The organism is Acinetobacter sp. YH12218 (genome assembly GCF_013417925.1).
Classification (GTDB): Bacteria; Pseudomonadota; Gammaproteobacteria; order Pseudomonadales; family Moraxellaceae; genus Acinetobacter; species Acinetobacter amyesii.
Genome location: NZ_VPDB01000020.1, coordinates 1 through 15,562, shown reverse-complemented (window position 1 = coordinate 15,562; position 15,562 = coordinate 1). Strand labels below are relative to the sequence as shown.

The following is a 15,562-nucleotide window of genomic DNA, read 5'->3' as shown; positions in this document are numbered from 1 at the left end:
TCTTTTTTATGTCCTTAACGGATTGCTGTTAATTTAAGTTGGCCTTGATTGGTTAATACGCGACCATCGACGTCAATTGCTGTTGCTAAAGGCGTTAAAAATAAATACTGGCTACCTTTAGGCACTTGAATCACGCCTTCAATTTTTTCATGGTAAAGATGATCCGCTTCACCTTGGTTATTTTTGAATCCACCTGCGCCTTCCATGACACATCCATTTTTGTCTAAAAATACCGCAAATGGCCAATAAAATGTAGGATTTTGTACTTTGGATGCAAATGAATGTATACGAATATTTTGTAATGGTGATTTTAGTTTTACGACTTCATAGTCAAATTCGTCTGATAAAGGCGCTCGAGGCCATAAATTAATATCTTGTGCCAAGTCAAGCTCTTTGGCTTTCTTCATTTTTTTATTTGAAAAACATTGCTGACCTAAACCTTGAATGGTATCAGCTTGTGAGACCCGATAATATGATGTGGCTAAAGTGATTGGGCCTGTATCTTCGGGTTGATTACGTTTAAATAAATTATCAATGACGGAGCGACTTACACCTTTTTCACGTTCAATGGTTTGCATCCGCGTTTGCCCCATCTTGCTATCAATAACGCCTTCGGGCATGGTGTAAAAGCGCTTTTTGCCTTCTAAGTTAAACTCTTTATCTTCAAGATATTCATTATTGACATACTTTTCACCAGCCATCGTCGAAAAGCCTTGCTCTTGTTTTGCCTTAGCCGATTGTTTTGAAGGATGATTTTCTAAGTTTTCACCTGAAGATCGTACGGATTGATCAGTACTGACTACTTTCTCAGCAAGGATGTTTTTCTCGACGACAGGTTTATCTTTTTCAGCTAGAACTTTGGACTGATACGCTTCACGAGGTTGGGTTAGCTCTGATTGCTGTAACTTCTCTGTCCATGCGGTTGAAGGTACCACTTTTGCTGTCGTATCTGCCGCTTGTGCTGACTTTTCAGATTTGCGAACTTTATCCCCTGAGACGTCTTTAATTTTATCTACTGTGACAGCTTTAATTTCATCCCGTTTTTCCGGCTCACGTATACTTAAATGTTGAGAATTCACTGGTCCAACAGCCTGTGCTGTTGGACTCGTTTGACGTGTCATCGGTGTCTTGGTTTGAGACGGACTAATACTTACGGATGGTTGAATAATTTGTTGTACAGGTTGAGAGTCTATCGTTTTAGCAGTTGGACTTTCTTTAGGTTTTTTTGCCGGTTTTTCTTGCACTTGTACCACCATTGGGCGCCCATCCGGCCCAATAATGGTATGAAACGCCCCGGCATAGGCATACGACACTTGCACCACAGACAGTACAAGTAACGCGTTTATGAATAAAATCCTTTTCATTCTGTTTGCTTATCCTACCAACGAGTTCTGTAATTTAATCCTAGGATGGTGATTTTCGTATCGGTTTTTACATTCATTCCAGCATATGGGTTTAAAAGTATGTTATTCACACCGGTTAAGTTTGCAAGACTACTAGTATTCGCTGGAATGTTATCTTTACTGCGTAAAAAGCCGATTGATAAATCTAGATCCGTATCTGCATCAAAACGATATCCAATCCCCATACCAAAGAGTTGCGCACCATTAATTGGTACCATGGTATTTCGCTTACCGTCAGGAATAGAGGTACTCCGTGGTTCATAGCCTGCACGCAATTTCAAACGATCTGTTGCTGAATATTCAATACCGATGCCCCAGTTCCAAGGCGACGTAAATTTCAAAGGTAAGGCCAAAGAATTATCGGTCACATTTTCAGATAATAATTTTGCAATTTTCAGCGCTGAAATTTGACGGTCGAATTCAAAACGGAATTTGTCCCAAGCACGATAATCGGTCCAGCCCACATCAAAATTGATTTGTAAATCAGGCATAACCTTATATTTGATCCCCGCCTGTACATGCTGTGGATATTCAAAATCCATCGAAACCAAACCCGACTCCGAGTTTGGCACAGCATTTGGGAAACCTAAAATTGCAGCTAAAATTTGACCTGTTGGTGATGACATTAATCCCTTAATCATCTCCTGAGGTGCTTTCGCATTTTGTATGCGATAACGACCTTTCATGCGCATTTTCGCTGCACTTTGGTACACCATACCAAAACTAAAATCTTCGCGTGGCTCCCACAAAACCCCTAAGTTGTAACTTGGGCTCAGTGACTGCTCTAAAGCCAATTCCATCTGACCAAATTTACCAAATGGGTTCATCCCTTCTTCGGTATTACACATCCCCAATAGCAAGATGTCGGTAATAATGTCCGAATTTTCCTTGAATGGCGTACAGACGACTTCATCAATCATCCTTAACATACCGATCAACTCATTGGGAAATCGTAGATCAGATTTCAATCCAATGGCTTGATAGGACATCCCTACACCACCACCAATCGATAGCTCATCACTGACTTGATAACCTACAGTTGGCGATAGATAAGTAATACGCTCTAGAGCAACTTGTTGCCCCATGAAATTACCCGGGTTACCATTTTCAGCACCAAAACCCGCGATCAAAGGTGCATAAACGGCTGATGCAAATGTTGCTTTAGAACCCGGTGGATTATAGGCAATCCCCATCGTTGGCGCGGCAATGGGTTGTCCAGCACCAAAATCCACCATCTTTTTTAAGACAGGTACATATAGAGATGCATATTCAACATCACCAGAAACCTTATCTTTAAAGTCCGTACAAATATCAGCCGTTACTTCAGGGCCATCATTACAGACCATTGGATCATCAGAATAACCAAAGACGTTATAACCCGCAGGAACGGTAAATTCACGTTGAATATCAAAGTTTGCAATAATCCCCTGCATATCGGTTTGCAAACCTTCAATTTTGGTTAATGCTGCAGGGTTAAAATGCACGGCACTAATCCCCGGAGGATCAGCAGTCACTGCATTACCTAATGCAAGTGACCTTACATCAACTGAAAGGTTGGTACCCAATTGTGCAAAAGCAGCACTAGAACAGCCCGTTAAAACGATCGCACTAACAAGTGGGCTGAGTCGAATTTTACGCATACGACAGCCCTCTTAACGAAGTTTTTTTCCGAAACCTAGGATATCCAACGGGAAAGACAGTCCTAAAGACACATCTGGTGCATCTTCAGTTAAACCTAGCCCCACTGTACCGTTCACAATCGTATCCGGTGATACACGTACACCTAAAGAAATCGCTAGAGTTGAGCTGGTTTGGTCTGCAGGTGAATAGGATTCGCCACTGCTATACGTAAATTCAGCGCCGGTATTGAAACTTTGTTGATATGACATGGTGAGGGAAACATCGTAGTTAAACGAGTATGCAAAACCGAATGCAAAACCGCCACTAATTCCCGGTTCAAATTCTTCAATGACACGCGTACCACGACGTTGGTTTAAACCAGTTTCTTTGAAACCATAGTTGGCTGAGACAGATGCAAACAACACAACGGGGTCAATATATTTACGCGTACTCGCACCGATACCTGCCGAATAGTAACCTTTACCTGTTGCTAGATCATTTACTGCATTGACTTCGTATGGACTGTCACCTGTTTTCGTAGACAAATTACCAAATAAAATCAGTGGTAAACGACCTTGCTTCAGTGGGAATGGTTCCCAGCGTGCGCCTAAAGAAATATCCCCTAAACCTGCAGTTGAAGTATCTTTTAATAAATCAGTTTTCGCCACTAAAGGCAAAGATGCAGAGAATGTCAAATTATCCATTACACCGTATTGCACGGTAAATGTATTGGTCATTGAGTGTGTTGCATTTTCTTGTACACGTAGTTGATAAAGCTGGCCTTGTGCCATTTCCATATCAAGCTGTGTATCACGGTAATAGGTGTAATCTATATCGTAAAAAGATGATATTTCACCTTTTTTAATCAATGAATACTGACGTTCATTCGAGCTAAATACTTCCTGTAAATTCGCTTCTTGGCTCGCATCACCTTCTTGTTGCTGAAGTGCTGTCGATGCTTTTTCATTGGCAGGAGCGACTTCGGATTGTGGCATTTCAGCTTGTACGGGCTCTTCTACAGATTCATACTGTCCAATTTCTGGCTCGGCAGCAGCTTCTTGTGCATTATCAGCTTGGTTTACAGTAGCAGGAGATACAGACTCTTCTACGACTGTCTCTTGTTCAACCGGATCATATTCTCCAAGGCTTGGCTCTTCAGCTGCATAGGCAACCCCCATCACCACCTGAATACTCATGGCTAGTAGTGTTTTGTTCATCCATTTACGATTCATGTTCCTTCCCACCGTTTTTATTTTTTTAATCCTGACGCTTTGTTATACGCATTCATCTAATTATTTACTCTTATAGTAAAGCCTTAGAAAGTTGTAATTCGATTTACCATATGACTCCGACTCTTCATTCATATTTTTATCAAGTCGTATCGTAGATGCCTTGTCTGCAATTTTTTCCATGTAAAACTGCGGATATTGAATATCAACCAATGCATAACGGTTCACGGTTGCATCTTCAACATGTCGCAAGTCTGAATCTTGCAAAGCCAATAAATTTTTACGTTGCTCAGGCGCAACATTGATTAAAAATAATGTGTTGTTTTCCCATATTTCTTGGAATCGAACTTCATCGAAACTGATATTGCCCAGTGCTGGATCTGCAACATAAACACGCCCATCTTTATAGGCTTTAAACACCACAAAATGTTTAAAACCAGCATATGAAATGGGAACAATCGCAGGCTGACCTTGCTTAACTAGATCTGAAAACTCCCCTTTGTAGCCCCCACTTTCTAGCCCGACAGCAGCGACAAAACGTTTCATGTCTAATAAGGAGAAACTTCGACGTTCGATAATTTTTTCAGTTTCACCAAATTTCAGCAAACCATTCATGGTCTGTTGCTCAGTCAGCTGTGTACCTACATAACCATTTAATAAAGTAGTTAAGGCCGCCGAACCACAACTGTAGTCGTAGGCTTGCCGAACGATGCCTCGAAATTGATCTTCTATGGCAGGTTTAATTTTTACAGATTCACGGTGCATCCGAGTAAAGGAATCATTTCGTGAATCCAATGTTTCGGTATAGTGAACTGTTCCGACTGGCTTTTCTTTTAAATCGAAGGACTCTTTGGCAAAGTAATACATCAATGCCGAGCCTACAGCTATCTCTAACATATCTTCTAACTTTTAGTTATCGGCAATGATGTGCCTTTTTTCATTATTTTTTAGAGCTAATGCTCTACATCCATGTATTATGCAAGATACCTTTTTTTTTATAAAAAAACAGCATTTTTTTATGCTTTGTTGGGTCATTCCGCACTTTTTTGTAAAAAAAAGCGCGTGATCAACACGCGCCTTATTTTATTCTAAATTACTTACTAGAAATCGTAATCACAGAACCTGGATTATAAACACCTAAACTAGGGCTATAATATGTTTGCAAGCCTTGAACTTCGATATCACCAATTGAACCAGCAGTACGACTACCTAAATGAACACCTTTCACATAGTTATCAATTGGACCAGAGTTGCTCACCATTTGAATATATCCTTTTGATGCTCCTTCTGCACCATAAACACTAATATCTTGGTTAATGGTTAAGTCTGTTTTACCCGCATCAGCAACTTTTATGCTTTCAATAAAGATTTCACCTGCTTCACGTGTAGCCGTTTTAGTTGATGCATCCAGAATACCTAGATTTTGAATCTCTAAACCACCAATCATAGTTGTATTCAATTTGATCATTGCACCCTGTGGAGCTGCACCAAGTTGAATATTTGCAGCCATCTGACCTGTTTTCAAAGTTAAACCAGAAAGAATTGCATTGTAGTTGCTATCATCACCACCACGACGAATACCTGTTGTACCTGCTGTACCTGATGCAGTTACACCAATTTCGCCAATTTTAATATCTAAACCAGAAACCTGCGCTGCAATATTAACAAACGCTCCACCTTTTGCAGAATTACCAGCATCTGAGTCAATACGTAAATCAGCCAAATTATGACTTGCTAACAAAGCTTGTGAATTCGCAGTAATTACAAGACCATGCTTTTCATTAGCATCACCGGCTATCCCGTTCCCCTTAATTAAAAGAGCACCTGCTACACCTGTACCACCAACAATATTTGTTGAAGAAACTTCTGCATTTGCAGCAAAACCTGTTGGCGTAGGAGGAGTTGTAGTTGTATCAAAAGTAACTTTTGTACCTGTCACAACGTTTTTTGCATCAGTTGCTAAACCGTCATTATCGTGAATGTAAAGTTTCTCGATTGCAACTTTTGAAATACCAATCCCGATGTTAATACCATCTTGACCAGTGGTTGAACTAAGTGCAGCATCGTCCATTGCTTGCATAGCCATAGCATTCGCACTAAATGCGATTGAAGAAACTAGAGCTAATTTAGTGAAATTTTTCATACGGTACTCTCCCAAGAGTATTTATTTTTTTTGATTTTCAACCACTCGATTTATTCAGCTGTAATATTATTTTGTGACAACTGTTAAATCTTTCCTTGAGTTGTTTGCTCGCTCGATTAAATTATATCCAAGCTGAAATTTGTTCAACTGTCGTTGGTCGCAATCTAATTCTTACCGATAAACGGTATTTGCAAACCAAATGAATTAGGAATGGTATAAAATCCATTTTAGTCTTTAAATTTAATTTCTCTGTTGATGCAAAAACCGATTTCTTTTAAAAAATTTATTCTCAAACAAAATGTTAGTGCTCAAAATATTTTGCAAGCGCTTGTACCCTTGTCACATGTGATTTTTTTAGAAGATCAAAACCAACCTGTTATTTGCTTTTTGGCAAATCAATATCAGCAATTTAAGAATGATGAACTTAAAACTTATGTCCGTACCAATTTAGATCAATATGCGGAATGTGATACTCAGCCCTTGCAAAATATCGCCTTCCAAGATTTATGTTCAAAATTAGGCAGCGGTTTTTCTGGGGGCTGGGCTGGTTTTATTAGCTATGATTATGCAACGCAGCAACAGATTTCCTTGCACGCCAAAGCCCAACCTCGCTTGTTTTTAGGACAATTTTCCAGTTTTTTAAAATTAGAAGATGATGGTTGGTATTTTTATAGTTCTGATCATTCTGCAGCTAAGATTTACGACTACATTGATCACCTAATTCAAACCGAGATCGCTCAAGATCGATTTAAATTAACGCAAAAATGTACTGCAAGATGGTCCAAGTCAGACTACACAAAAGCCTTTGACCAAGTTCAGGAATATATTAAAGCGGGCGATTGCTATCAAATTAATTTAACCCAAGAATTTACAGCTCAAGCAAACGGTTCACTCTTAGATACCGCTCAAGAATTTTGGTCACTGACTGATGCACCATATTCAGGCTACTTACGTATTGATGATTTTGAAATTTTAAGTTGTTCGCCTGAACTTTTTATAGATTTTAAGCCTGAACGCAAAATGATTACCAAGCCAATCAAGGGCACGATGCCTCGCTATGAAGATCCAATTTTAGATGAGCAGTCAAAACAACGGTTAAAATCATCTGAAAAAGACATGGCTGAGAATGTCATGATTGTCGACTTACTGCGTAATGATTTGAGTGTTTATGCAGAAACAGGTTCTGTAAAAACACCTAAACTTTTTGATATTGAAAGTTTTAATCAAGTGCATCACATGGTCAGTGAAGTTGAAGCCGTGCTGAAAACAGATGTAAACCCTTTTGAAGTTCTGATGTCTGCCCTGCCAGGCGGTTCGATTACCGGCGCGCCTAAAATCCGCGCGATGCAAATCATTGAGGAACTTGAAGGCGCCCCGCGCGGCGCCTATTGCGGCTCGATGGGTTATTTTAATCACGATGGCACGGGCTCTTGGAATATTTTGATCCGCTCTATTCAAAAATACCAAGATCAGGTTTCGCTGTGGGCCGGCGGCGGAATCACCATCGCATCTGATTGCGATGCTGAATATCAAGAATGTTTTGATAAAGTCGAAGCCATGCTGGATTTGTTAAATACCTGGTATAAGCCAGAATAAACAAAAAAAGCGATTCAATTGAATCGCTTGTTTAATGAATCACTCCAACCTCCTTTAAAAAGGAAGATTAGGCTAGATTTACATTTCGCTGAGCTTACAGAAATCAAGCCAAAATGTCGTTTTTCAAAGTATCTACAAGGCGCTGATTTTGTTCATCTGTACCAATGGTGATACGAAGGAATTGATTAATCCGCGGCTTATTAAAATAACGCACGATAATTCCGCGTTCGCGCAATTCAGCAGCTAATTCACCCGCGTCTTTCGTTGGCAGTGAGGCAAAAATAAAGTTTGCCGCAGAGGGTAATACTTTAAAGCCCAGCTCAGAAAGCTGCTCTACAAGTTTTTCACGGCTCGCAATCACTTTGGCATTTTGCGCTTCAAAATACGCTTGATCCTCAAATGACGCCACGGCTGCTGCAATCGCAAAACGGTCCATCGGATAGGAGTTAAAGCTGTTTTTTACCGCTTCAAGCGCTGCGATTAAATGCGGCTGCGCAATCGCGAAACCAACGCGCAAACCGGCAAGTGAACGCGACTTAGACGTCGTTTGACAAACCACAAGGTTTTCATATTTCGCAACCAAAGCCACAGTAGATTCCGCACCGAAATCGACATACGCTTCATCAATCACAACCACTGAATTTGGATTAGCTTGCAGGACTTCCTCAATTGCAGACAAACCTAAAGCAATGCTGGTTGGTGCATTCGGATTGGTAATGATGATGCCGCCATTCGGCTGTTTATAGTCATCCACAACTATTTCAAAGTCATCGTTCAGCGGCAAAATTTTAGTATTGGCAGCTATACCAAAAAATTGGCTATATACCGGATAAAAACTGTAGGTAATATCTGGATACAGAACCGGCAGTTCTTGCACAAAAAAGGCTTTAAAAATATGCGCCAGCACCTCATCCGAACCATTACCAACAAAGACCTGTTCAACAGGCACATGCTGCTGTTTTGCAATCGCTTGCTTTAACTCAGACGCATCTGGATCTGGATATAAACGTAAAACATCAGCAGAATTTGCCAACACTTTTTGAACTGCTTCCACCACTTTTGGCGATGGCGGATACGGGTTTTCATTGGTATTGAGTTTTAAAATATTTTGGATTTTAGGCTGTTCACCCGGTGTGTACGGCTCTAATTCACGTACATCAGGACTCCAAAAACGCATTTGTTCAGCGGTAATATTTGGCATTTTATTTTGCTCTTTCTCACCCTCTCCTAACCTCTCTTGCACTTCGCTTTAAAGGAATCCTTAAAGCTCGTTCAGGGAGAGGAATATTCATTTTATGAGATTTCCCCTCTCCTGAAAGGAGAGGGTTAGGGAAAGGTTTATATTTTTGGAAAACTAAGTTTTTCACCTAGTCTATATTTTCTTACTGATAACGATAACGTGCTGAACGCGCATGCGCATCTAAGTTTTCCTGCTCCGCTAATGTATCAGCCGTTTTCGCTAAACTTTTCACACCATCTTCAGAGCACATAATTAAACTTGAGCGCTTTTGGAAATCATAAACACCGAGCGGTGATGAAAAACGCGCTGTGCCCGAAGTAGGCAACACGTGGTTTGGACCTGCACAGTAATCACCAATCGCTTCAGGCGTATATCGACCCATAAAAATTGCACCGGCATGGCGGATATCTTCAGCCATTTCCTGCGCTTGATCTAAGCACAGCATCAAATGTTCAGGCGCAACCTGGTTAATCAATTCAGCGCCTTCAGCACGGTCTTTGACTAAAACTAATGCACCACGGTTTTCAATTGAAGTGCGCGCGATATTCGCTTTAGGCAATGCTTCTAAATGCTTTTCAATCCATTGTTCCACTTGATCTAAAAGATCCGCATCTGGCGTGATGAACACCGCTTGAGCCACAGTGTCATGTTCCGCTTGAGACAACAAATCCATCGCCAGCCATTCAGCATTGTTTTGACCTTCTGCATAGACCAAAATTTCGGATGGCCCTGCAATCATATCAATGCCAACTTGACCAAATACTGCACGTTTTGCTGCCGCAACAAAACGGTTGCCCGGGCCAGTGATTTTATCTACAGATGGGATGGTTTCTGTGCCGTAAGCCAATGCTGCAACCGCTTGCGCGCCGCCAATGGTAAATACACGGTGTACGCCAGCCAAATAAGCTGCTGCCAAAACCAATGGATTTAAATCACCATTCGGCGCAGGCACCACCATAATAATTTCAGGCACACCAGCAACATGCGCAGGTACAGCATTCATCAATACAGAAGACGGATAAGAAGCTAAACCGCCCGGCACATAGATACCCACACGGTCCAGCGGTGTGACTTTTTGACCAAGCGTATTTCCTAAAGCATCAACATAGGTCCAGCCGTCTTGCTTTTGCGCTTGGTGAAATTCACGAACACGGTTCGCAGCAAGTTCTAAGGCTTCACGCACTTCTGAACTTAAACCATCAAATGCTGCTTTCAGCTGTTCTTGTGTCAGCTCTAATTCTGAGAATTGATGCGCTGGATGTCGATCGAACTGCTGTGTCAATTTAAGAACATGAGCATCACCATGCTGACGAACATCAGCAATGATTTGGTCAACGGTTTTTAAAAGTTCTGGATCATTCACAGTTTCAAAAGCCAACAAGTCAGCAAAAGCTTGCTTGAAGTTTTGATCTTGAGTCGATAAACGTCGCATCAATTTACCCACAAGGTAATCTATTGGAAAAGATTAGTTTACCTGTTTTACAGCAGCTTGTGGACATCTATCGCATGTGTTCATGTGGAGTTTTATTGAAAATAACTTTCGTTAAAATTGATGAAAATACAGTTTTATCATTATTTTTCAGTTTTCATAAAAAAACCGCCCAAATTTGAGCGGTTTGATCAGCATAGCTAGAAACTTAACAACTTATGCTTTTTTTGCTTGCTCGCGTTCTTCCACGGCTTTTTCTAGCTGTGCAAGAATTGGATTCAACAAAATTTGTTTACGTTTAAAGCTTGCTTTGTTCACGATTAAACGTGAAGACACTTTACAGATTTCTTCCAAAGGCTCTAAACCATTGGCACGTAAAGTGTTCCCTGTATCCACAACATCGACAATGTAATCGCCTAAACCAACCAATGGTGCAAGTTCCATAGAACCATAAAGTTTGATCACATCCACTTGCTCGCCCAAGCTTGCATAATATTGACGGGTCAAATTGACATACTTGGTTGCAATCTTTAAACGACCGTTTGGACGAACCATGCCAACTTTACCAGCCGTCATTAACTTACAGTTGGCAATTTTTAAGTCCAATGGTTCATACACATTTTGTGCACCATGTTCCATCAGCACATCTTTACCTGCCACCCCAATATCTGCAGCACCATTTTCAACATAAGTTGGTACATCAGAAGCACGTAAAATTAAAATACGTACGTGCTTATGGGTCGTTGGAAAAATTAACTTACGAGATTTATCCGGATCTTCCAATAAGTTAATGCCAGCTGTTTCCAACAATGGCAAAGTTTCTTTTAAGATACGTCCCTTACTTAATGCTAAAGTTAAACCATGATCAAAATTGCCCATTACGTCAAAATTGGGATCATCGTTTCTCATATCGCTCATTAACTTACTCGCTTAATTTGGGCACCTAAACCTTGTAACTTCGCTTCAACATCTTCATAACCACGGTCAATATGATAGATACGGTCAATCAACGTTTCCCCATCAGCGGCAAGTGCTGCTAAAACCAATGAGAAAGAAGCTCGTAAATCAGTTGCCATCACGGGTGCAGCAGATAATTTCTCTACACCTGTAACAACAGCATCATTACCTTCAACCTGAATATTGGCACCCATACGTGCTAATTCAGGTACATGCATGAAACGGTTTTCGAAAATCGTTTCAGAAATTGTGGCAAAACCACGACCAATTGCATTCACAGCCATCAGCTGTGCTTGCATATCGGTTGGAAATTCTGGATGTGGTAAAGTCTGGAAACTAACTGCTTTCGGGCGTTTACCCATCATATCCAGTTCAATCCAATCTTCACCGCGCGTAACTTCCGCGCCCATTTCTTCAAATTTATCTAGCACAGACTCCAACAAGTTTGGATCAGTATGTGTGGTTTTGATTTTACCGCCAGTGATCGCTGCTGCAGCGAGATAAGAACCTGTCTCAATACGATCAGCAACAACGGCATATTCACAGCCATGTAGGCTTTCAACACCTGTAACAACCAAAGTATCTGTGTCCAAACCTTCGATTTTTGCACCCATCTTGATCAACATATTAGCAAGATCGGTAATTTCAGGTTCACGAGCCGCGTTACGAATGGTCGTTACACCGTCTGCAAGAACCGCAGCAGTTAGAATATTTTCAGTACCACCAACTGTGACCATATCAAAGACAACTTCGCCACCTTTTAGACGACCATCCACTTTGGCATGCACATAACCTGCTTCAACTTCGATCTCAGCACCAAGTGCTTCTAAAGCTTTTAAATGTTGATCTACAGGGCGTGAACCAATTGCACATCCACCCGGCAAAGACACTTTTGCACTACCATAGCGCGCCAATAACGGGCCTAGCACCAAAATAGATGCACGCATGGTTTTCACGAGTTCATATGGTGCAAATTGGTTATCTAGGCTAGAAGCATCTGCTTTAACCGTATCACCTTCATAACTAATTTGAACACCTAAACCTGCGATCAATTTCACTAAGGTGTTCACATCTTTAAGATTTGGTACATTGGTTAATGTAATAGGTGTATCCGCAAGAATAGTTGCAGCGAGTAATGGCAATGCAGCATTTTTCGCACCAGAAATACGAACTTCACCTTCGAGCTTAGTACCGCCCTGAATCAGAAATTTATCCATTAATTATTAAGCTCCGAATAAGCTTGCTTTGCGCCATTCTTCTTTGGTCATTGCACGAATTGTTACTGCATGTACTTCACCGCTGGCAATGTAGGAGTTCAAAGGTGCATAAACAGATTGTTGACGAGCAACAGGACGTTTGCCTTCAAATTGATCATCGACGATGCGTAGATCAAATTTGCCGCCTTGCCCACTAACTGCAACCTCAGCTTCTGGAAAAGCAGCTTTTAAAATTTCAGTGAGCTGTTCACTATTCATCACAAGACCCCATATAGGACTAACGGTGTAAAACCCGCCATTTTACTATAAATCTAAAAAATAATTCATTAGTCACATACATTATATATATAAAAAAAGAGGTTATAAAAAACCTCTTTTTGTACAATTTACAATCTAAACCGTTAAAGGCATATAAATGAGCTGCATTTTTCGATGTTTATGTAATTGTTTTTTTAATTTTTCAGACAATTTTTTGATCGAGGTATACATATCATCAGCGCACGCTTGTGCAAAAAGTTCTGTCCCAGGTAATCGTATAATCGCTTCCGCAATATGATTATCACTACCTTTTTTTGAACGTTTATCAACCTGATGATCTTTAGTCAGTTTGACTTGCATACTATTGACCTGATCTAAATGTTTGGTCATTTCCGCAAATTTAAGACGAATATTTTCTTCTATTGCTGGCGTAATTGTTAAATGATGGCCACGAATTGTAATCTGCATAATTCTATCCCTCACCTTCTTTCAGGACTGGAAAAGTTCAAGCCGAATCATCCAACTCAATATGCGAAGCATACATTTACACAATCAGATCATTTCGGCCATTCCTTATAAAAAAAGAGATTCATTATTTCGTCATAATGAACCTCTAGAATAGTCAGATTTTCAAATTTAGATCAACACTTTTCGCTCTGAAGATGATGGAATATGTAACGATTCACGATACTTCGCAACTGTACGACGAGCAACATCAATACCTTCTGCATTAAGCAAAACTGCAATTGCATTATCAGACAAAGGCTTACGTGTATTTTCTTCTGCAATCAACTTTTTAATTTTTGCACGAATTGCCGTCGAAGACGCTTCCCCACCAGACGATGTTCCAACATGACTTGAGAAGAAATATTTCAACTCAAATAATCCACGTGGTGTGAGCATATATTTATTTGTGGTTACACGGGAAACTGTGGATTCATGGAGTTCAACTTCTTCCGCAATATCTCGCAGGACCAAAGGCTTCATTGCCTCAGGCCCTTGTTCAAAGAACGCTCGTTGATGCTCCACAATACAGGTTGCCACTTTTAATAAAGTTTTATGTCGTTCATCAATGCTTTTAATGAAATTCTTAGCTTCAAGCATTTGATTACGTAAATATTGATTATCGTCACTTTGATCTGCACGCTTGATCATATTGGCATAGAAAGAATTCACTCGTAGCTTTGGCATTACATCAGGATTTAACTGTACCAACCAATGTTCATTCTTTTTTAGCACCACTACATCTGGAATTTGATAGTCTGAATCTTTATCTTCAAACTCTTGCCCTGGATGTGCTTTTAATGTTTTTAACAAACAAATGGCTAGTTTAAGTTGTTCCGTATTTAAACCCGTTTGCTTAATTAACTTAGGTAATTCATTGGTAATCAGCAACTCATAATTTTTCAATAATAAAATAGCTTCATATCGATATTCGATATGTTCAGGAAGATTTTCAACTTGTACCATTAAACATTCAGCGAGATTACGTGAACCTACACCTAAAGGATCTAGACGCTGAATATGCTTTAAAACCACCAAAACTTCGTCATCTTCGACTTCTTCTTCATAATCCATAGAATCTAAAAGATGCTGAACAGATTGGGTAATTTCATTTAAGTCACAATCTAAAAAACCTTTGTTATCTAAAGCATCGATAATACAGTGTGCAATTAGTTTATCGATCACAGAAAAGTGTAAAAGATTAACTTGCTCAAGCATATGTGCTTGTAAACTTTGATGCCCCTGCCGATTATCTTCGCGCTCTTCAAATTCAGCAGCACCTAAACTTGTAGGTTGATGCGTATAAACATCATCCCACTCCGTATCTACCGGTAACTCATCAGGCAAATGATCGGCATTTAATTCATTGGTTAAGTCTTTATTTTCCCTTTCTTGTTCTTGTAAGCTATTTAAACTTTCAACGGTATTTTGTTCTTCAACTTTCTCTAATAGAGGATTACTGTCGAGTTGGATTTGAATTTCTTGTTCCAATTCCAAACTTGAAAGCTGTAATAAACGAATGGCTTGTTGTAATTGAGGTGTTAATGATAAGGAATTGGCAACCTTTAACCCCATCGCTAATTTCATTAATAACTCCCCCTATAATTAACCGCACTTTATAAGCAATTTTTATGCCGTTTTATTTTTTATAGCATAATTTTGAACAGAACGCCCGATTTTTTGTCTTTTTTAGACACATTATTCAGCTAATTTATTCTTTTATTAGGAACAATTCGCCTTATAAATGAATTATTTAATTAGATATATTATTAATTTCACTCTATTTTCCTTTTCACCACACATAAAAAAACACCCCCTTCGCTTTGAAGGGGGTGTTTCGAATAATGAGCTGGCGATGACTTACTCTCACATGGGTAACCCCACACTACCATCAGCGCTAAGAGGTTTCACTTCTGAGTTCGGGAAGGGATCAGGTGGTTCACTCTTGCTATTGTCGCCAGCACAA

At 40.0% G+C, this 15,562-nt stretch carries 13 protein-coding genes and 1 rRNA gene; 1 reads left to right on the top strand and 13 read right to left on the bottom strand.

The features are described 5' to 3' along the window. Positions 1-14: 14 nt before the first annotated feature. The 5 genes from filE to FTV03_RS07660 all read right to left on the bottom strand — a co-directional run bounded on the left by filE (position 15) and on the right by FTV03_RS07660 (position 6,395). On the bottom strand, positions 15-1,364 hold the full coding sequence (gene filE / locus FTV03_RS07680; RefSeq protein WP_180040856.1) for a putative pilus assembly protein FilE: 1,350 nt from the start codon (positions 1,362-1,364) through the stop codon (positions 15-17). Positions 1,365-1,378: 14 nt separating this feature from the next. Beyond that, on the bottom strand, positions 1,379-3,043 hold the full coding sequence (locus FTV03_RS07675) for an OmpP1/FadL family transporter (protein WP_180040854.1): 1,665 nt from the start codon (positions 3,041-3,043) through the stop codon (positions 1,379-1,381). 12 nt (positions 3,044-3,055) lie between these two features. Beyond that, entirely contained in the window at positions 3,056-4,255 is a 1,200-nt protein-coding gene (locus tag FTV03_RS07670) for a hypothetical protein (protein WP_180040852.1), read from the bottom strand. A gap of 60 nt (positions 4,256-4,315) precedes the next feature. Continuing rightward, positions 4,316-5,149, bottom strand: a complete 834-nt coding sequence (locus tag FTV03_RS07665) for a C39 family peptidase (protein ID WP_180040850.1) — start codon at positions 5,147-5,149, stop codon at positions 4,316-4,318. A gap of 196 nt (positions 5,150-5,345) precedes the next feature. Then, on the bottom strand, positions 5,346-6,395 hold the full coding sequence (locus tag FTV03_RS07660; protein ID WP_180040848.1) for a DUF6160 family protein: 1,050 nt from the start codon (positions 6,393-6,395) through the stop codon (positions 5,346-5,348). A gap of 255 nt (positions 6,396-6,650) precedes the next feature. Here FTV03_RS07660 and pabB point away from each other — a divergent pair, with 255 nt between their 5' ends. Beyond that, the gene (gene pabB / locus FTV03_RS07655) at positions 6,651-7,991 is read left to right on the top strand and encodes an aminodeoxychorismate synthase component I (RefSeq protein WP_180040846.1); all 1,341 of its coding nucleotides are present in this window, start codon (positions 6,651-6,653) and stop codon (positions 7,989-7,991) included. 103 nt (positions 7,992-8,094) lie between these two features. On the opposite strand, the gene hisC is transcribed toward pabB, so the two are convergent. The 8 genes from hisC to rrf all read right to left on the bottom strand — a co-directional run bounded on the left by hisC (position 8,095) and on the right by rrf (position 15,558). Then, positions 8,095-9,192, bottom strand: a complete 1,098-nt coding sequence (hisC, locus tag FTV03_RS07650; RefSeq protein WP_180040844.1) for a histidinol-phosphate transaminase — start codon at positions 9,190-9,192, stop codon at positions 8,095-8,097. 181 nt (positions 9,193-9,373) lie between these two features. Then, entirely contained in the window at positions 9,374-10,675 is a 1,302-nt protein-coding gene (hisD, locus tag FTV03_RS07645; RefSeq protein WP_180040842.1) for a histidinol dehydrogenase, read from the bottom strand. Positions 10,676-10,876: 201 nt separating this feature from the next. Continuing rightward, complete coding sequence (gene hisG, locus FTV03_RS07640) at positions 10,877-11,578, bottom strand: ATP phosphoribosyltransferase (protein WP_180040840.1); 702 nt, start codon at positions 11,576-11,578, stop codon at positions 10,877-10,879. Then, positions 11,578-12,834 (bottom strand): UDP-N-acetylglucosamine 1-carboxyvinyltransferase, encoded by a 1,257-nt coding sequence (gene murA / locus FTV03_RS07635; RefSeq protein WP_180040838.1) that lies wholly within the window; start codon positions 12,832-12,834, stop codon positions 11,578-11,580. The genes hisG and murA overlap by 1 nt, the downstream gene beginning before the upstream one ends. A 6-nt stretch (positions 12,835-12,840) precedes the next feature. Then, positions 12,841-13,092 (bottom strand): BolA family iron metabolism protein IbaG, encoded by a 252-nt coding sequence (ibaG, locus tag FTV03_RS07630; protein WP_078191194.1) that lies wholly within the window; start codon positions 13,090-13,092, stop codon positions 12,841-12,843. 135 nt (positions 13,093-13,227) lie between these two features. Then, positions 13,228-13,560: a ribosome hibernation-promoting factor, HPF/YfiA family gene (hpf, locus tag FTV03_RS07625; RefSeq protein WP_078191195.1), complete on the bottom strand. Its 333-nt coding sequence runs from the start codon at positions 13,558-13,560 to the stop codon at positions 13,228-13,230. 168 nt (positions 13,561-13,728) lie between these two features. After that, positions 13,729-15,183, bottom strand: a complete 1,455-nt coding sequence (locus FTV03_RS07620; RefSeq protein ID WP_180040836.1) for an RNA polymerase factor sigma-54 — start codon at positions 15,181-15,183, stop codon at positions 13,729-13,731. Positions 15,184-15,443: 260 nt separating this feature from the next. After that, a 5S ribosomal RNA gene (gene rrf / locus FTV03_RS07615) occupies positions 15,444-15,558 on the bottom strand. Between the last annotated feature and the right edge of the window lie 4 nt (positions 15,559-15,562).

Coding starts and splice junctions, on each gene's coding strand:
- filE (WP_180040856.1), bottom strand. CDS start 1,364: ATGAAAAGGATTTTATTCATAAACGCGTTACTTGTACTGTCTGTGGTG.
- FTV03_RS07675 (WP_180040854.1), bottom strand. CDS start 3,043: ATGCGTAAAATTCGACTCAGCCCACTTGTTAGTGCGATCGTTTTAACG.
- FTV03_RS07670 (WP_180040852.1), bottom strand. CDS start 4,255: ATGAATCGTAAATGGATGAACAAAACACTACTAGCCATGAGTATTCAG.
- FTV03_RS07665 (WP_180040850.1), bottom strand. CDS start 5,149: ATGTTAGAGATAGCTGTAGGCTCGGCATTGATGTATTACTTTGCCAAA.
- FTV03_RS07660 (WP_180040848.1), bottom strand. CDS start 6,395: ATGAAAAATTTCACTAAATTAGCTCTAGTTTCTTCAATCGCATTTAGT.
- pabB (WP_180040846.1), top strand. CDS start 6,651: ATGCAAAAACCGATTTCTTTTAAAAAATTTATTCTCAAACAAAATGTT.
- hisC (WP_180040844.1), bottom strand. CDS start 9,192: ATGCCAAATATTACCGCTGAACAAATGCGTTTTTGGAGTCCTGATGTA.
- hisG (WP_180040840.1), bottom strand. CDS start 11,578: ATGAGCGATATGAGAAACGATGATCCCAATTTTGACGTAATGGGCAAT.
- murA (WP_180040838.1), bottom strand. CDS start 12,834: ATGGATAAATTTCTGATTCAGGGCGGTACTAAGCTCGAAGGTGAAGTT.
- ibaG (WP_078191194.1), bottom strand. CDS start 13,092: ATGAATAGTGAACAGCTCACTGAAATTTTAAAAGCTGCTTTTCCAGAA.
- hpf (WP_078191195.1), bottom strand. CDS start 13,560: ATGCAGATTACAATTCGTGGCCATCATTTAACAATTACGCCAGCAATA.
- FTV03_RS07620 (WP_180040836.1), bottom strand. CDS start 15,183: ATGAAATTAGCGATGGGGTTAAAGGTTGCCAATTCCTTATCATTAACA.